Origin of the sequence: Pseudomonas machongensis (genome assembly GCF_034961125.1) — a bacterium.
GTDB lineage: Bacteria > Pseudomonadota > Gammaproteobacteria > Pseudomonadales > Pseudomonadaceae > Aquipseudomonas > Aquipseudomonas machongensis.
The window spans coordinates 51,188-73,713 of the sequence record NZ_JAYFUI010000037.1; the positions used below are offsets into that span (position 1 = coordinate 51,188).

Below are 22,526 nucleotides of genomic sequence, written 5' to 3' on the forward strand. Positions count from 1 at the left end.
GGCGGCTTCGCGCGCAAGCTCGCGAGGCCGCCCCAATATCAACGCGAAGCCGCCACGATCAAGGCCTTCATTTCTGCCACCGCCGCCTTGAAGCCGACGAACAATGCATGGGCCACCAGGGCATGGCCGATGTTCAGCTCATTGATCCCCTTGATCGCCGCCACTGCTTCGACGTTATGGTAGTGCAGGCCATGTCCGGCATTGACGATAAGCCCCTGCCCCACGCCAAAGGCCACGCCGTCGACGATACGCTTGAGCTCCTCGGCTACCTCGGTCGGGGTCTGTGCATCGGCATAGCGACCAGTATGCAACTCGATGGCCGGCGCGCCCACGCGACGCGACGCCTCGATCTGCCGCTCGTCGGCATCGATGAACAGCGACACCTCGGCGCCGGTGCGCGCCAGGCGCTCCACTGCAGCCTTGATCCGCGCCTCCTGGCCTGCCACGTCCAGGCCACCTTCGGTGGTCAGCTCCTGGCGGGTCTCGGGCACCAGGCAGATGTGTGCCGGGCGGATCTTCTCGGCGAAAAGCATCATCTCTTCGGTGACGCCCATCTCGAAGTTCATGCGCGTTTGCAGCACGTCCTTGAGCAGCAGCACATCACGCTCCTGGATGTGCCGGCGGTCTTCGCGCAAATGCACGGTAATACCGTCGGCACCCGCTTCCTCGGCGTCCAGCGCGGCCTTGACCGGGTCCGGATAGCGGGTGCCCCGGGCCTGGCGCAGAGTGGCCACGTGATCGATGTTGACGCCGAGAAGCATGCGGTTGCTGTGAGTCACGAAAGGCTCTCCTGAAGATTGAGCCCCACAGCATACGACGTGCTCAACGCTTGCGAAACAGTTCCCGGCTGACCAGTGGCTTGGGCCCCAGGTGGACGGCCAGCGCCTGACGCATCAGGCGCTTGGCCGCAAGCAGCGCGCCCGGGGCATCCCAGTCGGCATCGGCCAGGGCCAACAGCTCCGTACCACTGAACAGACCAGGCTGAAACAGCTCGACCCGCTCCAGCCCCGCGTCCACCTGGAGCCGATAGCGCCCCTCAGCGACGACCGCATCATCGTTCACGTCGTGGGTCAGCGAGAAGGCATAGCCCAGCTCGTCCAGCAGACGCCATTCGAAGGCCCGCAGCAGCGGCTCCAGCGGGCGGCCGGCAGCCAGCGCCTCGAGGGTCAGGGTGTAATGCTCGAACAGGGCAGGAAACGGCGCTTCGGCAGGGAGCAGGCGCATCAGCAACTCGTTGAGATACAGACCGCTGAACAGCGCGTCGCCGTGCAGCCACCCGGCAAGGCCGACCGTATCCAACCGACCGACGTTCTTCAACTCGCCCCGCCCGCGTAACTCGACTTCCAGCGGCACGAAAGGGCGCACCGGGCTACCGCCCTTGCCCCGCGCGCGCCGCAACACCGCCCGCACACGGCCTTGGGCGGTGAAGAAGTCCACCAACGCGCTGGTTTCCTTGTAGGCGCGGCTGTGCAGGACGTAGGCGGGTTGCGGGGTGGGTTGGTCCATGAGCGGTTACTCGGTCTCAGGCAAAGCGCACACCTGTAGGAGCGGGCTTGCCCGCGAAGAGGCCAGCCCAGGCACCGTGGATGCATGGCACAGGCGTTGCCTGTGTTCGCGGGCAAGCCCGCTCCTACAAGGTGCGCGGCGAGGCTTAGAGGTCGCCGTAACCCAGCGAACGCAGGGCGCGTTCGTCATCGGACCAGCCGCCCTTGACCTTGACCCAGAGGTTGAGCATGACCTTGGAGTCGAACAACACCTCCATGTCCTTGCGGGCCTCGGAACCAATGCGTTTGATACGCTCGCCCTTGTCGCCGATGATGATCTTCTTCTGGCCGTCACGCTCGACCAGGATCAGGGCGTGGATGTGCAGGACATGCCCCTGCTGTTTGAATTCTTCGATCTCGACGGTGATCTGGTACGGCAGCTCGGCGCCGAGCTGGCGCATGATTTTCTCGCGTACCAGTTCGGCTGCCAGGAAGCGGCTGCTGCGGTCGGTGATCTGGTCTTCCGGGAAGAAGTGGTCGTTTTCCGGCAGGTGCTTGGCGATCTGGGCTTCCAGGGCGTCCAGATTGTGCCCCTGCTGAGCCGAGATCGGCATCACTTCGGCGTTCGGCAGTTGCTCCTGCAACCACTGCAGATGCGGGATCAACTCGGCCTTCTCTTCCATGCGGTCGGTCTTGTTGACCGCGATGATGAGCGGGCCGGTGACGTACTGCACACGCTCGAGCACCAACTGGTCCTCGTCGGTCCAGCGAGTGCGGTCGACCACGAAGATCACCACGTCGACATCCTTGAGCGCTGCCGAGGCGTTGCGGTTCATGTAGCGGTTCAAGGCCTTGTCGTTGGCCTTGTGCATACCGGGGGTGTCGACGTAGATCGCCTGCACATCACCTTCGGTCTTGATGCCGAGCATGTTGTGACGGGTGGTCTGCGGCTTGCGCGAAGTGATCGCCAGCTTCTGCCCGAGGATGTGGTTGAGCAGCGTGGACTTGCCCACGTTGGGGCGGCCGACGATGGCCACGTAACCGCAGCGGGTCGGATTGTTCTCAGTCATTGCCATTCTCCACGCCCAAGGCGATCAGTGCAGCGGCAGCGGCGACCTGCTCGGCGATACGCCGGCTCACGCCCTGACCACGGCTCTTGTTGTTCAGCAGCACCACTTCGCATTCGACGAAGAAGGTGCGGCAATGAGGTTCGCCCTGGATATCCACCACTTCGTAGCGCGGCAGTTCGCAGGCACGCGACTGCAGATACTCCTGCAGACGGGTCTTGGGGTCTTTGTTGGTGTCGACCAGCGTCAACCCATCGAACTCGCCGGCCAGCCAGGCGAGAATGCGCTCGCGGGCGGTCTGCATGTCGGCGTCCAGATAGATCGCCCCGATCAGCGCTTCGAGTGCATCGGCAAGAATGGATTCACGGCGAAAACCACCGCTCTTGAGTTCGCCCGAGCCCAGGCGCAGATAGTCGCCCAGGTCGAAGCCGCGGGCCAGGCGGGCCAGGGTCTCACCCTTGACCAGCCGTGCGCGCAGGCGCGACAACTGGCCTTCGCGAGCCTGGGGGAAGCGCTCGAACAGCGCCTCGCCCGCCACGAAGTTGAGAATCGCATCACCGAGAAATTCCAGGCGCTCGTTGTTGCGCCCGGCATAACTGCGATGCGTGAGTGCCAGGAGCATCTGATCCTGGTTCTTGAAGGTATAGCCGAGCTTGCGCTCCAGGCGTTCGAGGGAAGCGCTCATGCAGCCACCCCTTCGTTGTTAAACGCGTTCAAATCAACATCCTGAAAGACTGTTTGGCTGTGTCACGCCGTCGTGCAGCGGCGAATTTACCCATCCCTGAGAACACAGCCTATGTCAGAAATGCATTCGGCGCTGTCTGTTGACAGCGCCGAAGGGTATCAATGGATCAGGCCGACCCGCGACAGGTTGGGGAAGTGGCTGAGCTTGGGCTCGGGCCAGCTCATCCAGACTGCGAAGGCCTTGCCGACGATGTTGCGGTCCGGGACCATGCCCTGCAGCTCGCGCGGGATGCTCGGATCGTCCCAGTAGCGGCTGTCGTTGGAGTTGTCGCGGTTGTCGCCCATCATGAAGTAATGCCCGGCAGGCACGGTCCACTGCTGGTCCGGCGGCATGCGGTAGCGGCTCATCTCCTTGCGGATCAGGTGCTCGGCTGCGCCCAGCTTCTCCTTGTACAGCTCGGCACTGCCCAACGATCCGGCTTCGGTGCCCACCAGTTGCTCGGCGACCAGTTGGTCGTTGACGTACAGGTGCTTCTCGTTGGTGTAGCGGATCCGGTCGCCCGGCAGGCCAACCACACGCTTGATGTAGTTGACGTTCGGGTCACTCGGGTAGCGGAACACCATGACGTCCCCGCGCTGCGGGTCACCGACCTCGATGACCTTCTTGTCGATCACCGGCAGGCGGATGCCGTAGGAGAACTTGTTCACCAGGATGAAGTCGCCCACTTCCAGGGTCGGCTTCATGGATCCCGACGGGATCTGGAAGGGTTCGACCAGGAACGAGCGCAGCACCAGCACGATGAACAACACCGGGAAGAACGACTTGCCGTACTCGACCAGCAACGGCTCCTTGTTCAGGCGTTCGACCACCGCAACTTCGGGCTGGCTGACGCTGCCCTGGTAGTTGGCGATCGCCGCTCGCCGGCGCGGGGCCAGGAACAGCAGATCAATCAGACCCAACAGACCGCAGACAGCAACGGCGATGACTAGCAACAGCGGGAAATTTAGCGACATAGGACCTAGCTATCCAACCTGAGCACAGCGAGGAAGGCTTCCTGTGGGATCTCCACGTTGCCCACCTGCTTCATGCGTTTCTTACCGGCCTTCTGCTTCTCCAGCAGTTTCTTCTTACGGCTGACGTCACCGCCATAGCACTTAGCCAGTACGTTCTTTCTGAGCGCCTTGACAGTGGTCCGCGCAATGATCTGGCCGCCGATAGCTGCCTGGATCGCCACGTCGAACATCTGCCGAGGAATCAGTTCCTTCATCTTCTCGGTCAACGCACGACCTTTGTAGGCCGCGTTGTCACGATGCACGATCAATGCCAGGGCATCGACCTTGTCGCCGTTGATCAGCACGTCCAGCTTGACCAGGTTGGCCGACTGGTAGCGATCGAAATGATAGTCCAGCGAGGCGTAGCCGCGGCTGGTGGATTTGAGACGGTCGAAGAAGTCCAGCACCACTTCGTTCATCGGCATGTCGTAGCGCACCTGCACCTGGCTGCCGAGGAACTGCATGTCACGCTGAACGCCACGCTTCTCGATGCACAGGGTGATGACGTTGCCCAGGTGCTCCTGCGGCACGAGGATGGTCGCGGTGACGATCGGCTCGCGGAAATCGGCGACCGCCGAGACATCCGGCAGCTTCGACGGGTTGTCGACGACGATGGTTTCGCCGGTCTTGAGCTCCAGCTCGTAGATCACGCTTGGTGCCGTGGTGATCAGGTCCAGGTCGTATTCGCGCTCCAGGCGCTCCTGGATGATCTCCATGTGCAGCATGCCGAGGAAGCCGCAACGGAAGCCAAAGCCCAGTGCATCGGAGCTTTCCGGCATGTACTGCAGCGACGAGTCGTTGAGCGTCAGCTTCTGCAGGGCGTCGCGGAAGTCCTCGAAATCATCGGAACTGACCGGGAACAGGCCGGCGTACACCTGCGGCTGGATCTTCTTGAAGCCTGGCAGCACTTCGACCTCAGGGGTCGAGGACAGCGTCAGGGTGTCGCCGACCGGCGCACCGTGAATGTCCTTGATGCTGGCGATGATGAAGCCCACTTCACCGGCCTTGAGGTCGGCGGTGGCGGTGTGTTTCGGGGTGAAGACGCCGACGCTGTCGACCAGGTGCACCTTGCCGGTGGACTTGACCAGGATCTTGTCGCCCTTCTTGACCCGGCCCTGACGCACGCGTACCAGCGACACGACGCCCAGGTAGTTGTCGAACCAGGAGTCGATGATCAGCGCCTGCAAGGGTGCGTCGATCTCGCCTTCCGGCGCGGGGATGGTCTGTACCAGGCGCTCGAGCACCTCGTCCACGCCCATGCCGCTCTTGGCACTGCAGGCCACGGCGTCGGTGGCGTCGATGCCGATGATCTTCTCGATCTCGTCCTTGACGCGGTCCGGATCGGCCTGGGGCAGGTCCATCTTGTTCAGTACCGGCATGACCTCGAGGCCCTGCTCGATGGCGGTGTAGCAGTTGGCGACCGATTGCGCCTCGACGCCCTGGCCGGCATCGACCACCAGCAGCGCGCCCTCGCACGCCGCCAGCGAACGCGAGACTTCATAGGTGAAGTCGACGTGGCCGGGGGTATCGATGAAGTTCAACTGGTAGGTTTTGCCGTCCTGCGCCTTGTAATGCAGGGTGACACTGTGGGCCTTGATGGTGATACCGCGTTCACGCTCGAGGTCCATGGAGTCGAGGACCTGGGCTTCCATTTCGCGCGCCGTCAGGCCACCGCACATCTGGATGAAACGGTCGGCCAGCGTCGACTTGCCATGGTCGATGTGGGCGATGATGGAGAAATTGCGGATATGACTCAAATCACTCACGGGTCAACACTCGAAAAGGCTGCGAGCCGGACGCCCGCGGAAAAATAGCCGGGAATTGTACCTCAAGCCGGAGGGATATGGGAGATTCCTCTATCGCCACGCACACCTGCAAATGCGACATGAATTTGCTCGGCTCGCTGATGTTCCCACAGAAAATCATGACACGCTCATGAAAAAGGGCAGCCGAAGCTGCCCTTTCCTACCCTTCACTCAGCCTATTCAGCCAACTTGAAGGTGATGAAGCTGGCGCGCCCTTGTCGCAGCACACGCATCGATACCGAACGATTCTTCGGCAGGTCCTTGGCGATCTCGGTAAATTGCTTGGCCGAGCTGATGGCCTGGTTGTTCAGATGGCTGATAACGTCGCCCGGACGCAGGCCAATAAGGGCAGCCGGGCCATCCTGAACCTCCTTGATGACCACGCCGCCCTTGAGCTCGAGCGACTTCTTCTGCTCGTCGCTGAGGTCGGCGACGGAGACGCCCAGGCGGTTGCTGTTGCGCTCCACGCCGGCCTGACCACCGGTGCCAATGTCGGCATCGTCTTCAGGGAGTGCGCCGACAGTGATGTCCAGGGTCTGGCGCTTGCCTTCGCGAATGATTTCGAGCTTGGCTTTCTGGCCATCCTTAAGACCGCCGACCAGGTGTGGCAGGTCTGCGGACATGATGATCGGCTGGCCGTTCATGCTCAGGATCACGTCACCAACCTGCAGGCCGCCCTTGGCCGCAGGACCGTTTTCCAGCACCTGGGCCACCAGGGCGCCGGCAGGCTTGTCGAGCCCGAAGGATTCAGCCAGGTCCTTGTTCACTTCCTGGATCACCACGCCGAGCCAGCCGCGACTGACCTTGCCGTCTTTCTTCAACTGGTTCGAGACATCGATCGCCACGTCGATCGGGATGGCGAACGACAGACCCATGAAACCGCCGGAGCGGGTGAAGATCTGCGAGTTGATACCTACGACCTCGCCCTTCATGTTGAATAGCGGGCCGCCGGAGTTACCCGGGTTGATCGCGACGTCGGTCTGGATGAACGGCACATAGGTGTCGTTGGGCAAGGTGCGCCCTTTGGCGCTGACGATACCTTTGGTCACCGAATGATCGAAGCCGAACGGCGAGCCAATGGCCAGCACCCACTCACCGACCTTCAGCTTCTCGGAATCGCCCAGTTTGACGGTCGGCAGATTCTTGCCATCGACCTTGAGCAGCGCCACGTCGGTGCGCGGGTCGGTGCCGACCAGCTTGGCCTGCAACTCGCTGCGGTCGGACAGGCGGACGATGATTTCGTCGGCGTCGGCAACTACATGGTTGTTGGTCAGGACATAGCCATCACTGGAGATGATGAAGCCCGAGCCCAAGGACTGCGCTTCACGCTGGCGGTCGCCGCCACGCGGGGAACGCGGCTGCTGCGGCATGTTGCGCTCGAAAAACTCGCGGAACATCGGCGGCAGGCCTTCCAGATCGGGCATCTGCCCAGCGGCCACGCGACGGTCCGGCAGCTTTTGCTTGGTACTGATGTTGACCACTGCCGGCGAGGCCTGCTCGACCAGGGTGGTGAAATCCGGCAGGGCTTCTTCGGCCTGGGCGGTGAGCACCTGGCCGAGCATCAGCACGGCGGCGAACATCGATAGGTAGGTTTTCAAGCGTGGTATTGACATACGGCTCCCGTCACAACGAGCGTAGTTAGCAGAAGGGCCCCTGCAGATGCAGGAAAGGCCAGACTCCAGGGAGTCTGACCTATAGGAAATTTACCAGTTGATTGCAAATGACAATGCTTTAATTTCATGTCAGCTGCATGCCTGGCAGCTTGTAGGAAGGGTCTGCGACGGTCATTGCCGTGCCTGGACATCCTGGGCGCGCATCGACAGCGCCACGCGCTCGGCAGTGCCCAGCGGAATCTCTCCGACCACGGTCACCATGACCTTGCCCTTGGGCGTGTTCAGATGCCGCGAAACAGCGACAGTCGGCCCCAGTTGCGCACGGGTATCGGTACCGGCGTCTTCCTTGATCGGCTCGAGAAAGACCGAAAAACGTGCCAGCCCATCGTCGTACATCAGGCTGCTGACGGTACTGTTGCGTTCCGGATCACGGCGAATAGCACTGTTGACCAACTCGAACCCCGGCGGCAGCCAATCGGAACGCCAGCCAGCGACTGTTTCGGACTTGGTCGCCGCAAGACGTTCCACCGGCTTGCACGCGGCACTGGCCTGCAGGTCGCGATCGGTCGGCACATCATCGGTGTCCAGGCGGGTCATCTGGAAGCGCTCGAGCAACTGCCCCTTGTCGTTGAGCATCAACGAACGCAGCGGCAGGCCGGTCTGGCGATCCAGGTGAAGCTCAAAGGCGTAGCGGTGCTGGTCGCGTGGCGTGAGCGTGACGATCACCGCGTCGCGCCCGGCGATTCGGGCATTGCCAGCCACACCCAGGTCGTACCAGCTCATCAGCTTCAAAGGATCGAGTAAACGCGGGGCGGAATCGGGCGGTGTACCGACCCCGCTGACCAGGGAACCACTGACGCACTGCACCTTGCCATTGACCCGCACGATTTCCTGGGCGGCGCCATCAAGCTGCAACAGCCGCTCGCTGACCTTGCCGTCCTGGACTCGATGCCAGATATCGTGGGAAGAAAAACTGCCGTTACGTTCGTAGACGAAAGAACCCTGGTAACTCTGCCCTTGCTCGGCCTGTGCCAGCTTGTTGAGCCACTCGCTCGCCTCGGGCGAAGAGTTGGCCGCCAATACCGGCACCGTCATGCAACTGCCGAGCAGCAGCGACAGAAGAGGTAGCGCGCGCATGAGCCTCCTTACTTAGCGATTTTCCAGGCTGGCGGCGCGGGCATAAGGCAGAGCGGTTTCGGTGCCCTTCAGCGCAGACTCCTGAGCGTGCTGGCGCAGATAACCTGGCAGACGCTGATCCCAGCCAGCCTGATTCTGCAGCACACCGTTGGCCATCGGACCGGTCGGTTGCTCACTGCTTTCACTATAGCCTGCCAGAACGGCTGGGCCCTGAGCCTGTGGCACGGTGATGCCCTGCTGCACAGGCTGCTGCGAAGCGAGTTGCGCACCGTTGATCTCGTCCTGGTTGTACAGGCGTACACCTGCCAGCACAGCGACGGTCACCGAGGCGGCAACGGCCAGGCGGCCAATGCTGCGCCACGGGCCACGCTTGGCCTTGACCGGTACGGCTTCATCGGCCAGCGCAGCCGAAACGGCCGAGGCAATGTCGAGCTTGGGCAGCAGCAGTTCCTTGTGCATGGCTGCGCGAGCGACCTGGTAACGCGACCAGGTGGCACGGGTCTCGGCATCATCGACCGCGTTCAGCACGCGACGTAATTCCAGTTCGTCCGCTTCGTTATCCATTACCGCGGACAGCGATTCCTGCAAAGCTTCACGACTCATGGCGGTTCCTCTCTTGGCTGTCGCCGCTGTCTCAGGTTTCCTGCAACAGGGGTTGCAGGGCTTTGTCTATGGCCTCCCGAGCGCGGAAGATTCGAGAGCGCACGGTACCCACTGGACATTGCATGACACTCGCAATGTCTTCGTAACTCAGTCCGTCGAACTCGCGCAGGGTCAGTGCCGTGCGCAGGTCTTCGGGCAGTTGCTGGATGGTGCGATGGACAGTGCCTTCGATTTCATCCCGCAACAACGAGCGCTCTGGGGACTCGAGATCCTTGAGACCATGATCGCCGTCGTAGAACTCCGCATCCTCGGAGCTCACATCGCTGTCTGGCGGCCGTCTTCCACGGGACACCAGGTAATTCTTCGCCGTGTTGATGGCGATGCGGTACAGCCACGTGTAGAACGCGCTGTCACCGCGGAAGTTGCCAAGCGCACGATAGGCCTTGATGAACGCTTCCTGTGCCACGTCCTGCGCTTCATGGGTGTCGTGTACAAAACGCACGATCAACCCGAGAATCTTGTGCTGATACTTCAGCACCAACAGATCGAACGCTCGCCTGTCACCGCGCTGCACGCGCTCGACAAGCTGCTGATCCTCTTCCTGGGTTAGCATGAACACTCCTCAGTGAACTCAAAGGAGCGTTGCGACAGCCATCGTTCAGGCTTGCAACCATAGACTCGGGCTTTGCGCAAAAGTTCTCCCCTCCAAGCAAGTTTCCTGCGGCCTCTGGTCGGCTCGCACGAAAAAGACACAGCGCGGTCGCAGCCGGCTGCGTCGATAATCGGTGTTTCGAATACACAGGTTTCAGCCCGGGTAGAGCTGCTGTCCTGCATCGCCTCGGCAATCGTGGCAGACGGGCAGCCTTCTTGAGATTTGCAGGGGTGCTGGAAAGTTCCCACAAAGTCGCCGCGCCTGCGCAACCGCCATTGGAAATCCGACGCCGGGGGCTGCTATAAAGGCATCCCGGCACTTTTCCAATAGTTTCACAATGCCATATACGCATGCCTATTGTGCCGCTCCCCTTCCCTAGTTACTAGTGTCCCGACATGAGCCAACAATTCCAACATGATGTCCTGGTGATCGGCAGTGGCGCCGCTGGTCTCAGCCTGGCACTGAACCTTCCCAGCCACCTGCGCGTTGCCGTACTGAGCAAGGGCGACCTCGCCAATGGCTCTACCTTCTGGGCCCAGGGCGGTGTCGCCGCAGTACTGGACGACACCGACACGGTGCAGTCGCACGTCGAGGACACGCTCAATGCAGGCGCAGGTCTGTGCCATGAAGACGCCGTGCGCTTCACCGTCGAGCACAGTCGCGAAGCCATCGAGTGGCTGATCGAGCAGGGCGTGCCCTTCACGCGCGACGAACACCACGGCGTCGACGACGGCGGCTTCGAGTTCCACCTCACCCGTGAAGGCGGTCACAGCCACCGCCGCATCATCCATGCCGCCGATGCCACGGGCGCCGCGATCTTCACCACCCTTCTGGAACAGGCCCGCCAGCACCCGAACATCGACCTGCTCGAACAGCGTGTGGCCGTGGACCTGATCACCGAGCGGCGCCTGGGCCTGCCCGGCGACCGCTGCCTGGGCGCCTACGTGCTCGACCGCAACAGCGGCGAGGTAGACACCTTCGGCGCACGCTTCACGGTATTGGCGACAGGCGGTGCAGCCAAGGTCTATCTCTACACCAGCAACCCCGACGGCGCCTGCGGTGATGGCATTGCCATGGCCTGGCGCGCTGGCTGTCGGGTGGCGAATCTTGAGTTCAACCAGTTCCACCCCACCTGCCTGTACCACCCGCAAGCCAAGAGCTTCCTGATCACCGAGGCCCTGCGCGGCGAAGGCGCACTGCTGCGCCTGCCCAACGGCGAGCGTTTCATGCCGCGCTTCGACCCACGTGAAGAGTTGGCGCCACGGGATATCGTCGCCCGCGCCATCGACCATGAAATGAAGCGCCTGGGCGTGGACTGCGTGTACCTGGATATCACCCACAAACCTGTCGAGTTCATCAAGAGCCACTTCCCCACGGTCTACGAACGCTGCCTGACCTTCGGCATCGACATCACGCGCCAGCCAATCCCCGTGGTACCGGCGGCCCACTACACGTGCGGCGGCGTGATGGTCGATGAGCGCGGGCACACCGACGTGCCGGGCCTGTATGCCATCGGCGAAACCAGTTTCACCGGCCTGCACGGGGCCAACCGCATGGCCAGCAACTCGCTATTGGAGTGCTTCGTCTACGGACGTGCGGCGGCAGCGGACATCGAGGCGCACCTGGACGAAGTCAGCAGACCGCAGGCCCTGCCTTGTTGGGATGCCAGCCAGGTCACCGATTCGGATGAGGACGTGATCATCGCGCACAACTGGGACGAACTGCGGCGATTCATGTGGGACTACGTGGGCATCGTGCGCACCAGCAAGCGCCTGCAGCGCGCCGAGCACCGGGTGCGTCTGCTGCTCGACGAAATCGACGAGTTCTACAGCAACTACAAGGTCAGCCGCGACCTGATCGAGCTGCGCAACCTGGCGCAGGTGGCCGAGCTGATGATTCGCTCGGCGATGCAGCGCAAGGAAAGCCGTGGGCTGCACTACACCCTGGATTATCCGGGGATGCTGGATGAGGCCAGGGATACGGTACTCAGCCCGACCTGAGCCTGGCGCCGACCTTTTCGCCTTTGGCGACTTGCCCGCGAGGAGGTCGGCAACTCTCACCTCACTCTGGCGCCATCACCCACCGGCGCCGGCTGAACTTCAAGCGCACACGCAGCCGCCGGTGTTCATCCGCCGTCAGCGCATCCCTTGGAATGCACTGACTCTGGGCAACCCGCCGCCCCTCGCGCACGAAGCGCAACACCACTATCCGCGGCAGGGCGACGCTGTCACGACACAACCTTATCCGCTCCCAGCCACGGGCACGGCTGAACGCCTGCCAGCCACGCGCATCACGGCGCAAGCCAGTCACGGCATCGGGATGAGTCAGAAGGATACGGCGGGGAATCACCCAACAGGCATGGGCGAGGCAGCCAATCAGTGCAAAAGCTGCCAACCACCAGGGCAACTCGACTGACCACAGGGTGGCGAGCGCCAGCGCCTGCCCGCAAAGATAGGCCGTCAGCAGCAGGCGCGAGCCTTGCCAACGGCACTCGAAGCACTCACTTGGGCTGGACACGGTCCAGGATGATGCGGACCATGCGCTGCAGCTCAGGGTCTTCGGATTCGTTACGCTCCATGAACCAGCCGAACATGTCCTGGTCCTCGCAGGTCAACAGGCGGCGATACAGTTCGCGATCCGCTTCGCTCAGGTTCGGGTAGACCTCTTGAGTGAAGGGGACGAGCAGCACGTCCAGCTCCAGCATGCCGCGGCGGCTGTGCCAGAAAAGCCGGTTGAGTTCAGTTTGTTCGACCATGGGGCCCTCCTCGAATGGTCGCGCAGTATACCGCGCTGCAACCGCAGCGGCACGAGGCATTGGTCTAGTCACCTACCTATTTTGTTACTGGCGTTCTATGATGGCCGCCAGTCTTTATAGCTACCGCGATGACCCATGGCCGACTCCGCTTTCTTCTGTCCCCTGTCCCACGAGGGCATCCTCGCTGTCCGCGGCTCCGACGCCGGAAAATTCCTGCAAGGCCAGCTGACCTGCAACCTCGACTATCTGAATCTGCAGCACGCCAGTCTCGGCGCGCGTTGCATGGTCAAAGGCCGCATGCAATCCAGTTTCCGCATCCTGCCCGAGGGCAATGGCTACCTACTTGCCATGGCCAGCGAACTGCTCGAGGCGCAACTGGCGGACCTGAAGAAGTATGCGGTCTTTTCGAAGGCCACGCTGACCGACGAAAGTACCGCCTGGGTGCGCTTCGGCTTGCAGCAGGGCGATGCCGCGCTGCAGGCGCTGGGGCTTGAAACACCGCAGGCAGCCGGCGCCACCGTACGTCATGAAGGGCTTTTGGCCATCGCCGTCTCGCCCGCTCGCGTCGAATTGTGGGTGCCCGCCGAACAGGCCGCCAACGTGCGCGAAACCCTCGCCGCCGCGCTGCCCGAAGGCACCCTGGATGCCTGGCTGCTGGGCCAGATCCGCGCCGGCATCGGCCAGGTCATGGGCCCGACCCGTGAACTGTTCATCCCGCAGATGATCAACCTGCAGGCCGTCGACGGCGTGAGCTTCAAGAAGGGCTGCTATACCGGCCAGGAAATCGTCGCGCGCATGCAGTACCTGGGCAAGCTCAAGCGTCGCCAGTATCGCCTCTCGCTGCCCGTGGACGAAGCGCCCGCACCAGGCGCAGAAATCTTCTCGCCCACCCACGGCTCGTCGGTCGGCGAGGTAGTCATCGCGGCACCCGCCGAGCAAGGTGTCGAACTGCTGGCAGTGCTCAGCGCCGACTCGGTGGAAGATGACAACCTGCACCTGGGCAGCCTCGAAGGGCCACGCCTGACCCTGCTGGACCTGCCTTACGAACTGGACCGCGACCGGGAAATCCAGCGCTGACCAGCCCGCCCCGCCGCTGCGGCGGGGCAGCCCCACCACTGCGGTAGAGAAGTCCATGAACAAGCTGGCCGAGATGGTTCAAGCGCAGTTGCTCGCTGCCATCGACAACGACGACCTGGTCCTGCCCACGCTGCCAGAGGTTGCCCTGAGCATCCGCGAAGCCGCCGAAGACAGCGAAATCAGCGTGGCCGCCTTGAGCCGCGTGATCGGTCGCGATGCCGCGCTCTCGGCGCGCCTGATCAAGGTGGTCAACAGCCCACTGCTGCGCGCACTGGTGGAGGTCACCGACCTGCACACCGCGATCACGCGCCTGGGCGTCAACTACAGCTGCAACCTGGCCATCGGCCTGGTGATCGAACAGATCTTCCATGCCCGCTCGGCGGCGGTGGAGCACAAGTTGCGCGATATCTGGGAAAACAGCCTGGAAGTGGCGGGCATCAGTTACGAAATATGCAGGCGCTACACCCACCTCAAACCCGATCAGGCCACCCTGGGCGGGCTCGTGCACCAGATCGGCGCCCTGCCGGTGCTGATCTACGCCGAAGAGCACAACGAGCTGCTGTCCGACCCCGTGTGCCTGCACTATGTGATCGAGCAGATCCAACCGGTGCTGGGCGACAAGATCCTCAGCGCCTGGGAGTTTCCAGAGCAACTGGTCAACCTGCCCAGCCAGGTCCAGAACCTGGAGCGCGAGACCGACAAGATCGACTACATCGGCATCGTCCAGATCGCCCGTTCGCTCAGCCTGCGCGGGCGCGGCCAGCCCTTGACCAGCCTGCCCGCCTACAAGCTGCTGCGCCTGCCGGAGGGCAAGGAGCTGGACCTGATGGAACTGGTCGAGGCGCGTGACATGTTGCGCTGAATGCCGCGGGTGCGGCGGTCAATCCGCGATGAAACTCACCCGCACCTTCAAACCGCCGTTGTCGCCATCATGCAGGCTGATCTGCGCCAGATGCGCACGGCAAATTTCGCCGACGATCGCCAACCCCAGCCCACTGCCCTGGGCACTGCGCCGGTAGAAGCGCTCGAACACACGCTCGCGATCATCCAGTGGAATCCCCGGGCCATCGTCCTCGACCTCCAGTACGGCGGGGGCCAGCACCCGCAGAATCACGTTGCCGCCCATCGGCGTATGGGCCAGTGCATTGTCCACCAGGTTGCTGAGCAGCTCGTTGAGCAAGGTCGGTTCTCCCTTCAGCCACACCGGCGCCTCGGCTTCCAGCGCCAGGGCAACACCACGGGCATGGGCCAGCGGTGCCATCGCCATGCCCAGTTCGCGGGCCAGCTGGCTGAGGTCCAGGCGCTTTGCACCGCCTTCGGCGATCGCCCGCGCGCCATTTTCCACCCGGGCCAGCGACAGCAGCTGGTTGGCCAGGTGGGTAAGGCGATCAGTACCCTGGGCCGCGGACTCCAAGGTCTGGCGCCACTCCTCGGGCTCCCGCGAGCGCAAGCCTAACTCCACCCGCGCCTTGAGCGCCGCCAGCGGTGTGCGCAACTCGTGGGCGGCATCGGCGATGAACTGCGCCTGGCGCTCGAACTGCCCACGCAGCCGCTCGGTGAAATGGTTCAAGGCCCGCACCAGCGGCCCCAGCTCATGCTGTACCTGCACCACCGGCAGGGCCCTCAGGTCGTCGGGCTGACGGGCTTCCACCGCCGTGCGCAGGCGCTCCAGCGGACGCAGCGCAGCACTGACTGCAAACCACACCATCACCAGCGCACCCAGCGCAAGCATGCCCAGGCGCAGCAAGGTATCGGCCATCAGCCCACGCGCCATGCTCACCCGCGCCTCTTCGGTCTCGGCCACGCGAATCTCGGCCATGCCGTTCATGTTCGGCTCGCTGACAGCCTTGAGCAGGCTCACCACGCGCACGTCCTGCCCCAGGTAGGTGGCGTTGTAGAAGCGCGCCAGTGCCGGATAGTCGTCGGTGCGCGGCGTGCCAGGCGGCGGCGGCGGCAGCTTCTCGTAACCGGAAATCAACTTCTGGTGGATATCCAGCACCTGGTAGTAGATGCGTCCGGCGCTGTCGTAGGCGAAGGTGTCCAGCGCGACATAGGGCACATCGGCGCTGAGCGTGCCATCACGCTGGGAGAGGCCGGCGGCAATGGTCCGCGCCGAGGCCAGCAGCGTGCGGTCATAGGCGGTGTCGGCGGCCTCGCGGCCATTCCAGTAAGCGCTCAGGCCACTGGCCAACATCAGCACCACCAGCAACAGCGCCAGGTTGCCGAGCAGGCGCGCGCGCAGGCTGCCGTTATCACGCATCACGATGCTCGAGCAGGTAGCCCAGACCGCGGAAGGTGACGATGGCCACCGGATGGCCATCGAGCTTCTTGCGCAGACGATGGATATAGATCTCGATGGCATCGGGGCTGGCTTCCTCGTCCAGGCCAAACACCTGGGCGGCCAATTGCTCCTTGCTCATCACCCGCCCGGGACGGGCGATCAGCGCCTCGAGCACGCTCTGTTCACGCGAGGTCAAGGTCAGCGGCTCGTCACCCAGCGCAAAGCGCCGCGTGTCCAGGTCGTACACCAGGGGCCCGCAACGTTGCTGACGTTCGCCACCGAGCACGCTACGGCGCAGCAGTGCCTTGACCCGCGCCTCGAGCTCGGTGAGCTCGAAAGGCTTGGCCAGGTAGTCGTCGGCCCCAAGGTTCAGGCCATGCACGCGGTCCTTGACGTCACTGCGCGCGGTGAGCATCAGCACCGGCAGGGTCTTGCCCCGCGAGCGCAGGCGCGCCAGCACCTCGAAGCCGTCCATGCGCGGCAGGCCGACATCGAGCACGGCAACCGCGTAATCCTCGCTGGCCAGGGCCAGGTCGGCGGCCACGCCGTCGTGCAGCACATCCACGGTCAAGCCCTGGCTCTTGAGGGCCTGGGCCACGCTTTCAGCCAGCGGCAGATGGTCTTCGACCAGCAGCACACGCATTGGATTCTCCCTGCTCGGGTTGGGCGGTGGCGCGGAGTGTACCGCCGTCGCCGACTCTGTGAAGCCCCTTGTAACAAACCTTTCTCGCTGAAAGGTTAGCGAAAGGTTCGTTACCTAGCATCGCACCACGGTCGCGCCACGCGCCGAAAAAAAGCACCAGCAAGGTGCAACCAATAAGAACAATAAAACGGAGTCAGACGACGATGCTGTCAATGCAGCCCAGCCGGTCCCTTTCCGCCCGCCCTTCCACGCTCGTGAGCGCCATCGCCCTTGCCGGCGTCGCCCCGATGAGCCAGGCCGCCTTCTTCGAAGACAGTACGGCCACCTTCGAAACCCGCAACATGTACTTCAATCGCGACTTCCGCGATGGCACCAGTTCGCAGCAATCCAAGCGCGACGAATGGGCCCAGGGCTTCATGCTCAACTTCGAATCCGGCTATACCGACGGCACCGTGGGCTTCGGCCTCGACGCCCTGGGCATGCTCGGCATCAAGCTCGACTCCAGCAAGGACCGCACAGGCACCGGCCTGCTGCCGACCCACGACGACGGCAAGGCGGCCAACGAGTACTCCAAGCTCGGCCTGACCGGCAAGGTCAAGATCTCCCAGACCGAACTCAAGGTCGGCACCCTGATCCCGGAACTGCCGACGCTGCAGCCCAACGACGGGCGCATCCTGCCGCAGACCTTCGAAGGCGGCGTGCTCACCTCCCGCGAGATCAAGAACCTGACCTTCACCGGCGGGCGCCTGGAAAAGGCCAAGGACCGTGACGACACCAACTGGGAAGACCTGGCGCTGAACAACAAGAACGGCCGCTTCGGTGGTACGTTCCGCGCCGATCACTTCGACCTGGGCGGCCTGGACTACAAGTTCACCGACCGCATCACCGGCAGCTACCACTTCGCCCAGCTCGACGACATCTACCGTCAGCACTTCGTCGGCATGGTCGCCACCCAGCCCTGGGGCCCGGGCACCTTCGGCGCCGACCTGCGCCTGTCGAAGAGCGACGAACAGGGCAAGGCCCTGGCCGGCAAGATCGACAACACCACGGTCAACGGCATGCTCAGCTACGCGCTCAGCGGCCACAAGTTCAGCGCCGCCTACCAGCACCTGTCTGGCGACAGCGCCTTCCCCTATGTCGACGGCGCCGACCCGTACCTGGTCAACTTCGTCCAGATCAACGACTTCGCCGGCGCCGACGAGCGCTCCTGGCAGGTCCGCTACGACTACAACTTTGCCTCCCTGGGCATCCCCGGCCTGACCTTCATGACCCGCTACATCAACGGCGACAATGTCAGCCGCGCCGATGGCAGCGAAGGCAAGGAATGGGAGCGCAACACCGAGTTCAAGTATGTGGTGCAGAGCGGTCCGCTGAAGAACGTCGCAGTGCGCCTGCGCAACGCCACCTTCCGTTCCAACTTCGCCCGCGACGCCGATGAAGTACGCCTGCTGGTCAGCTACAGCGTGGCCCTGTGGTAACCCATAACAACAACGCTCACGGAGATAGACGATGAACCTTTCACTACGCCGACTCGTCCTTGCCACCGGCTGCCTGGTGCTGGCAGGCAACGCCCTGGCCGCCGAACCGAAACGCCCAGAATGCATCGCCCCGGCCTCGCCCGGCGGCGGTTTCGACCTGACCTGCAAACTGGTGCAGAGCGCACTGGTCGAGGAGAAGATCCTCAGCAAGCCCATGCGCGTCACCTACATGCCAGGCGGTGTTGGCGCCGTGGCCTACAACGCCGTGGTGGCCCAGCGTCCGGCCGATGGTGGCACGCTGGTCGCCTGGTCCAGTGGCTCGCTGCTGAACCTGGCCCAGGGCAAGTTCGGCCGTTTCGACGAGAACGCGGTGAAATGGCTGGCCGCCGTCGGCACCAGCTATGGCGCCATCGCAGTGAAAAGCGACTCGCCCTACAAGACCCTCGATGACCTGGTTGCGGCATTGAAAAAGGACCCGAGCAAGGTGGTGATCGGTTCCGGCGGCACCGTGGGTAGCCAGGACTGGATGCAGACCGCGCTGATCGCCAAGGCTGCCGGCATCAACCCGCGCGACCTGCGCTACGTCGCCCTGGAAGGCGGCGGCGAAATCGCCACCGCGCTGCTCGGCGGCCATATCCAGGTGGGTTCGACCGACATTTCCGACTCCATGCCACACATCCAGAGCGGCAGCATGCGCATCCTCGCGGTGTTCTCGGAAAATCGCCTGGACGAGCCTGAAATGAAAAACATCCCGACTGCCAAGGAGCAGGGCTACGACATCGTCTGGCCGGTGGTGCGCGGCTTCTACCTCGGCCCGAAGGTGAGCGACGAAGACTACGCCTGGTGGAAGGAGTCGTTCGACAAGCTGCTGGCCTCGGAAGACTTCGCCAAGCTGCGTGACCAGCGCGAGCTGTTCCCGTTCGCCATGACCGGTGAAGAGCTCGATGGCTACGTGAAGAAGCAGGTCGCCGACTACAAGACCCTGGCCAAGGAATTCGGCCTGATTCAGTAAGCCCCTGCGATCTCTGTGGGAGCGGGCTTGCCCGCGAATTCGCCAGTCGCAGCAGCATCGTTGCCTGGTCTGTTCCATTCGCGGGCAAGCCCGCTCCCACAGGGAAGCATGAAAGCCGCTTCTATCGAGGATTCCTTCATGATCCTGCAACGCATCTTCGCCCTGGTCCTGCTGGCAGTCTGCGCCGCCCTGGCCGTCATGGCCTGGCCGTACCAGGCGGCGTTTTCCTATGAGCCGGTAGGGCCGCGTGCCTATCCGCTGCTGATGCTCGGCCTGATGAGCCTGGGCCTTTTGTATCTGGCGATTCGTCCGACGCCCATCGTGCACAAGGACGACGAAGTTCCCCTGGACCGCGAGACCCTCACCAAGATCGCCGCCTGCATCGGCCTGCTGATCGTCTTCGCTGCCACCTTCGAGTCGCTGGGCTTCATCCTCAGCGCCGTCCTCGCCGGCCTGCCCATGGCCCGCCTGTATGGCGGCCGCTGGCTGCACAGCGCCATGGTGGTGGTGGGCATGAGCATCTTCCTCTACTGGCTGTTCGACCGGGTGATGGACGTCCCCCTGCCCCTCGGCCTGCTCGACGTACTGGAGAACTGACACATGGATACCTTGAGCTACCTCGGCCAGGGCTTCGGCGTCGCCCTGAGCCCCTACAACCTCGTCACTGCCCTGAGCGGCACCTTGATCGGCACCGTGGTCGGCCTGTTGCCAGGCCTGGGCCCGATCAACGGCGTGGCGCTGCTGATCCCCATCGCCTTTGCCCTCGGCCTGCCGCCGGAGTCGGCGCTGATCCTGCTGGCCGCGGTGTACCTGGGCTGCGAGTACGGCGGCCGGATCAGTTCGATCCTGCTGAACATCCCGGGCGAAGCCTCGACCGTGATGACCACCCTCGATGGCTACCCGATGGCCCGCCAGGGCCTGGCCGGTGTCGCCCTGTCACTGTCGGCCTGGAGCTCGTTCATCGGTGCCTTCATCGCTACCTGCGGCATGGTGCTGTTCGCCCCGCTGCTGGCGAAATGGGCGATCGCCTTCGGACCGGCGGAGTACTTCGTGTTGATGGTGTTCGCCATCGTCGCCCTCGGCGGCATGGCCGGCGACAAGCCACTGAAGACCTTCATCGCCGCGCTGATCGGCCTGTTCCTGTCCGCCGTCGGCATCGACGCCAACAGCGGCGTGTACCGCTTCACCGGTGACAGCGTGCACCTGGCCGACGGTATCCAGTTCGTCGTGCTGGTACTGGGCCTGTTCTCCATCAGTGAGATTCTCCTGCTGCTGGAAAAGACCCACCATGGCCACCAGGCCGTCAAGGCCACAGGGCGCATGTTGTTCAACCTCAAGGAAGCGGCCTCGGTCTTCGTCGTCAACATTCGCTGCGGCCTGCTCGGCTTCTTCATGGGCGTGCTGCCCGGTGCCGGTGCCACCCTGGCCAGCGCCGTGGCGTACATGACCGAGAAGCGTATCGCCGGGACCAGCGGCAAGTTCGGCAAGGGCGATGCCCGTGGCCTCGCCGCCCCGGAAACCGCCATCGGTGCATCCTGCTGCGGCGCCCTGGTGCCAATGCTGACCCTGGGCGTACCAGGTTCGGGCACCACCGCCGTGATGATCGGTGCACTGACCCTGTACAACATCACCCCCGGCCCGCTGCTGTTCGAACAGCAGCCTGACATCGTGTGGGGCCTGATCGCCTCGCTGTTCATCGCCAACATCATGCTGGTGATCCTGAACATCCCGATGATCCGCATCTTCACCCGCATCCTTGCCGTGCCGAACTGGGCGCTGGTGCCGGTGATCGCGATCATCACCGCGATCGGCGTCTATGCCGTGCACGCCACCACCTTCGACCTGTTCCTGATGGTTGGCATCGGCATCATGGGCTACATCCTGCGCAAGCTCGACTTCCCGCTGTCGCCGATCCTGCTGGGCTTCATCCTCGGCGGGCTGATGGAGCAGAACCTGCGCCGTGCGCTGTCGATCTCCAACGGCGAGCTGGGCATCCTCTGGTCGAGCCCGATCAGCATGAGCGTGTGGGCACTGGTGTTCTGCATGCTGGCCCTCCCGCTGCTGCGCATCTGGCGCCGCCGCAGCCTGCAGCGCCGGGCCATGGCTGATGCCTGATCGGTCGTTGCCGCTGTTCTGGGCCACCGGGCTGGTCGGACTTGCTGGCGGTTTCATCGCCAGCAAGGTCGGCTGGCCTTTGCCGTGGATGGTCGGCTCGCTGCTGGCAATCATCGCAGTACGCTGCCTCACCCCCTGGCAGCTGTCGGAAATCCCCAACGGCCGCAAATGCGGGCAGTGGGTCATCGGTATCGGTATCGGCCTGCACTTCACCCCGGAAGTGATCGAACAGGTTGCCAGCCATTTCGGCTTGATCTTCTTCGGCGCGCTGCTGACCACGGTCTCCAGCGGCGTCGGCGTGTGGCTGCTGCGCCGCTCCGGTGAGGACCGTGCCACGGCATTCTTTGCCAGCATGCCCGGCGGTTCGGGCGAGATGGTCAACCTCGGCGCGCGCAACGGCGCAGTGCTCAGCCAGGTAGCGGCAGCGCAGAGCCTGCGCGTGCTGGCGGTGGTGCTGTGCGTACCGGCGCTGTTCAAGCTGCTGCTGGGCAATGGCGTGGCGCTGAACCATGCCGGCAGCGTCAGTTGGGGCTGGCTGGCGCTGATCGCGCCGCTGAGCATCGGCATGGCGCTGCTCTGGCAGCGCCTGCGCCAGCCCAACCCCTGGTTGTTCGGGCCACTGCTGGTGGCCGCCAGCATCAGCCTGGCAAACAACCTGCAGATCGGCCTGCCCAACGGCGCCAGCCAGATCGGCCAGTGGCTGATCGGCAGTGGCCTGGCCTGTCACTTCAACCGCGCGTTCTTCCGCCGTGCACCGGCATTCCTGGGGCGCACCTTGGTGGCGACGGCCCTGTGCATGCTGATCGCAGGTGGAGCGGCCTGGGTGCTGAGCCTGTTCAGCCACCTGGACCTGCGTTCGCTGACATTGGGGATGATGCCGGGGGGGATTGCCGAGATGAGTCTGACGGCGGAGACCCTGCAACTGTCGGTGCCGCTGGTGACGGCATTGCAGGTGATGCGGCTGCTGTTCGTGCTGTTTCTGGCAGAACCGATGTTCAGGTATTGGGTGCGCCAGGGCGATTGAGCGGTCGGCCTCTTCGCGGGCAAGCCCGCTCCTACTGGCTGAG

The 22,526-nt window shown here is 63.5% G+C and carries 22 protein-coding genes; 8 read left to right on the plus strand and 14 right to left on the minus strand.

What is annotated here, in order from left to right:
* Positions 1-38: 38 nt before the first annotated feature.
* The 10 genes from pdxJ to rpoE form a co-directional block, all read right to left on the minus strand.
* Positions 39-761, minus strand: coding sequence for a pyridoxine 5'-phosphate synthase (gene pdxJ / locus VA602_RS01915; RefSeq protein WP_232233620.1), 723 nt, complete (start codon positions 759-761; stop codon positions 39-41).
* Between the two features lie 61 nt (positions 762-822).
* Positions 823-1,506: a DNA repair protein RecO gene (recO, locus tag VA602_RS01920; RefSeq protein WP_054891832.1), complete on the minus strand. Its 684-nt coding sequence runs from the start codon at positions 1,504-1,506 to the stop codon at positions 823-825.
* A gap of 145 nt (positions 1,507-1,651) precedes the next feature.
* Positions 1,652-2,554, minus strand: coding sequence for a GTPase Era (gene era, locus VA602_RS01925; RefSeq protein ID WP_054891833.1), 903 nt, complete (start codon positions 2,552-2,554; stop codon positions 1,652-1,654).
* Positions 2,547-3,236, minus strand: a complete 690-nt coding sequence (gene rnc / locus VA602_RS01930; RefSeq protein ID WP_054891834.1) for a ribonuclease III — start codon at positions 3,234-3,236, stop codon at positions 2,547-2,549. Before rnc ends, era begins: the two co-directional genes overlap by 8 nt.
* 158 nt (positions 3,237-3,394) lie before the next feature.
* Complete coding sequence (lepB, locus tag VA602_RS01935; RefSeq protein ID WP_200603182.1) at positions 3,395-4,249, minus strand: signal peptidase I; 855 nt, start codon at positions 4,247-4,249, stop codon at positions 3,395-3,397.
* A gap of 5 nt (positions 4,250-4,254) precedes the next feature.
* Positions 4,255-6,054, minus strand: coding sequence for a translation elongation factor 4 (lepA, locus tag VA602_RS01940; RefSeq protein WP_054891836.1), 1,800 nt, complete (start codon positions 6,052-6,054; stop codon positions 4,255-4,257).
* Positions 6,055-6,269: 215 nt separating this feature from the next.
* Positions 6,270-7,673: a DegQ family serine endoprotease gene (locus VA602_RS01945; RefSeq protein ID WP_371264425.1), complete on the minus strand. Its 1,404-nt coding sequence runs from the start codon at positions 7,671-7,673 to the stop codon at positions 6,270-6,272.
* Between the two features lie 204 nt (positions 7,674-7,877).
* A complete protein-coding gene (locus VA602_RS01950) occupies positions 7,878-8,843 on the minus strand; it encodes a MucB/RseB C-terminal domain-containing protein (RefSeq protein ID WP_323452335.1) in 966 nt (321 codons plus the stop codon).
* 12 nt (positions 8,844-8,855) lie between these two features.
* The gene (locus VA602_RS01955) at positions 8,856-9,446 is read right to left on the minus strand and encodes a sigma-E factor negative regulatory protein (protein ID WP_125930590.1); all 591 of its coding nucleotides are present in this window, start codon (positions 9,444-9,446) and stop codon (positions 8,856-8,858) included.
* Positions 9,447-9,477: 31 nt separating this feature from the next.
* The gene (gene rpoE / locus VA602_RS01960; protein WP_003252049.1) at positions 9,478-10,059 is read right to left on the minus strand and encodes an RNA polymerase sigma factor RpoE; all 582 of its coding nucleotides are present in this window, start codon (positions 10,057-10,059) and stop codon (positions 9,478-9,480) included.
* Between the two features lie 434 nt (positions 10,060-10,493).
* On the opposite strand from rpoE, the gene nadB reads away from it, so the two are divergent.
* On the plus strand, positions 10,494-12,098 hold the full coding sequence (nadB, locus tag VA602_RS01965; protein ID WP_323452336.1) for an L-aspartate oxidase: 1,605 nt from the start codon (positions 10,494-10,496) through the stop codon (positions 12,096-12,098).
* A 61-nt stretch (positions 12,099-12,159) separates the two neighbouring features.
* On the opposite strand, the gene VA602_RS01970 is transcribed toward nadB, so the two are convergent.
* Together VA602_RS01970 and VA602_RS01975 are read right to left on the minus strand one after the other, a co-directional pair.
* Positions 12,160-12,615 (minus strand): protein YgfX, encoded by a 456-nt coding sequence (locus VA602_RS01970; RefSeq protein WP_323452337.1) that lies wholly within the window; start codon positions 12,613-12,615, stop codon positions 12,160-12,162.
* Positions 12,599-12,853: an FAD assembly factor SdhE gene (locus VA602_RS01975; RefSeq protein WP_054891841.1), complete on the minus strand. Its 255-nt coding sequence runs from the start codon at positions 12,851-12,853 to the stop codon at positions 12,599-12,601. The genes VA602_RS01970 and VA602_RS01975 overlap by 17 nt, the downstream gene beginning before the upstream one ends.
* Before the next feature lie 135 nt (positions 12,854-12,988).
* Between VA602_RS01975 and ygfZ the strand changes: the two genes are divergently transcribed.
* Positions 12,989-13,930 (plus strand): CAF17-like 4Fe-4S cluster assembly/insertion protein YgfZ, encoded by a 942-nt coding sequence (ygfZ, locus tag VA602_RS01980; protein WP_323452338.1) that lies wholly within the window; start codon positions 12,989-12,991, stop codon positions 13,928-13,930.
* Positions 13,931-13,985: 55 nt separating this feature from the next.
* Positions 13,986-14,792, plus strand: a complete 807-nt coding sequence (locus VA602_RS01985; RefSeq protein WP_054891843.1) for an HDOD domain-containing protein — start codon at positions 13,986-13,988, stop codon at positions 14,790-14,792.
* A gap of 18 nt (positions 14,793-14,810) precedes the next feature.
* Here the strand turns inward: VA602_RS01985 and VA602_RS01990 are convergent, their stop codons facing one another.
* Both VA602_RS01990 and VA602_RS01995 read right to left on the minus strand, forming a co-directional pair.
* Positions 14,811-16,190, minus strand: coding sequence for a sensor histidine kinase (locus tag VA602_RS01990; RefSeq protein WP_054891844.1), 1,380 nt, complete (start codon positions 16,188-16,190; stop codon positions 14,811-14,813).
* Positions 16,183-16,854 carry a response regulator gene (locus VA602_RS01995; protein ID WP_054891845.1) on the minus strand — a complete coding sequence of 224 codons (672 nt, stop codon included), beginning with the start codon at positions 16,852-16,854 and terminating at the stop codon, positions 16,183-16,185. The genes VA602_RS01990 and VA602_RS01995 overlap by 8 nt, the downstream gene beginning before the upstream one ends.
* Before the next feature lie 203 nt (positions 16,855-17,057).
* Here VA602_RS01995 and VA602_RS02000 point away from each other — a divergent pair, with 203 nt between their 5' ends.
* The 5 genes from VA602_RS02000 to VA602_RS02020 all read left to right on the plus strand — a co-directional run bounded on the left by VA602_RS02000 (position 17,058) and on the right by VA602_RS02020 (position 22,483).
* Complete coding sequence (locus tag VA602_RS02000) at positions 17,058-18,332, plus strand: OprD family porin (protein WP_323452339.1); 1,275 nt, start codon at positions 17,058-17,060, stop codon at positions 18,330-18,332.
* A 31-nt stretch (positions 18,333-18,363) separates the two neighbouring features.
* On the plus strand, positions 18,364-19,344 hold the full coding sequence (locus VA602_RS02005; RefSeq protein WP_323452340.1) for a Bug family tripartite tricarboxylate transporter substrate binding protein: 981 nt from the start codon (positions 18,364-18,366) through the stop codon (positions 19,342-19,344).
* Positions 19,345-19,482: 138 nt separating this feature from the next.
* Positions 19,483-19,941: a tripartite tricarboxylate transporter TctB family protein gene (locus VA602_RS02010; protein WP_063546661.1), complete on the plus strand. Its 459-nt coding sequence runs from the start codon at positions 19,483-19,485 to the stop codon at positions 19,939-19,941.
* A gap of 3 nt (positions 19,942-19,944) precedes the next feature.
* On the plus strand, positions 19,945-21,459 hold the full coding sequence (locus VA602_RS02015; protein ID WP_054891849.1) for a tripartite tricarboxylate transporter permease: 1,515 nt from the start codon (positions 19,945-19,947) through the stop codon (positions 21,457-21,459).
* On the plus strand, positions 21,452-22,483 hold the full coding sequence (locus tag VA602_RS02020; RefSeq protein WP_323452341.1) for an AbrB family transcriptional regulator: 1,032 nt from the start codon (positions 21,452-21,454) through the stop codon (positions 22,481-22,483). Before VA602_RS02015 ends, VA602_RS02020 begins: the two co-directional genes overlap by 8 nt.
* Positions 22,484-22,526: the final 43 nt, after the last annotated feature.

Coding starts and splice junctions, on each gene's coding strand:
- pdxJ (WP_232233620.1), bottom strand. CDS start 761: ATGCTTCTCGGCGTCAACATCGATCACGTGGCCACTCTGCGCCAGGCC.
- recO (WP_054891832.1), bottom strand. CDS start 1,506: ATGGACCAACCCACCCCGCAACCCGCCTACGTCCTGCACAGCCGCGCC.
- era (WP_054891833.1), bottom strand. CDS start 2,554: ATGACTGAGAACAATCCGACCCGCTGCGGTTACGTGGCCATCGTCGGC.
- rnc (WP_054891834.1), bottom strand. CDS start 3,236: ATGAGCGCTTCCCTCGAACGCCTGGAGCGCAAGCTCGGCTATACCTTC.
- lepB (WP_200603182.1), bottom strand. CDS start 4,249: ATGTCGCTAAATTTCCCGCTGTTGCTAGTCATCGCCGTTGCTGTCTGC.
- VA602_RS01945 (WP_371264425.1), bottom strand. CDS start 7,673: ATGTTCGCCGCCGTGCTGATGCTCGGCCAGGTGCTCACCGCCCAGGCC.
- VA602_RS01950 (WP_323452335.1), bottom strand. CDS start 8,843: ATGCGCGCGCTACCTCTTCTGTCGCTGCTGCTCGGCAGTTGCATGACG.
- VA602_RS01955 (WP_125930590.1), bottom strand. CDS start 9,446: ATGAGTCGTGAAGCTTTGCAGGAATCGCTGTCCGCGGTAATGGATAAC.
- rpoE (WP_003252049.1), bottom strand. CDS start 10,059: ATGCTAACCCAGGAAGAGGATCAGCAGCTTGTCGAGCGCGTGCAGCGC.
- nadB (WP_323452336.1), top strand. CDS start 10,494: ATGAGCCAACAATTCCAACATGATGTCCTGGTGATCGGCAGTGGCGCC.
- VA602_RS01975 (WP_054891841.1), bottom strand. CDS start 12,853: ATGGTCGAACAAACTGAACTCAACCGGCTTTTCTGGCACAGCCGCCGC.
- ygfZ (WP_323452338.1), top strand. CDS start 12,989: ATGGCCGACTCCGCTTTCTTCTGTCCCCTGTCCCACGAGGGCATCCTC.
- VA602_RS01985 (WP_054891843.1), top strand. CDS start 13,986: ATGAACAAGCTGGCCGAGATGGTTCAAGCGCAGTTGCTCGCTGCCATC.
- VA602_RS01990 (WP_054891844.1), bottom strand. CDS start 16,190: ATGCGTGATAACGGCAGCCTGCGCGCGCGCCTGCTCGGCAACCTGGCG.
- VA602_RS01995 (WP_054891845.1), bottom strand. CDS start 16,854: ATGCGTGTGCTGCTGGTCGAAGACCATCTGCCGCTGGCTGAAAGCGTG.
- VA602_RS02000 (WP_323452339.1), top strand. CDS start 17,058: ATGCTGTCAATGCAGCCCAGCCGGTCCCTTTCCGCCCGCCCTTCCACG.
- VA602_RS02005 (WP_323452340.1), top strand. CDS start 18,364: ATGAACCTTTCACTACGCCGACTCGTCCTTGCCACCGGCTGCCTGGTG.
- VA602_RS02010 (WP_063546661.1), top strand. CDS start 19,483: ATGATCCTGCAACGCATCTTCGCCCTGGTCCTGCTGGCAGTCTGCGCC.
- VA602_RS02015 (WP_054891849.1), top strand. CDS start 19,945: ATGGATACCTTGAGCTACCTCGGCCAGGGCTTCGGCGTCGCCCTGAGC.
- VA602_RS02020 (WP_323452341.1), top strand. CDS start 21,452: ATGCCTGATCGGTCGTTGCCGCTGTTCTGGGCCACCGGGCTGGTCGGA.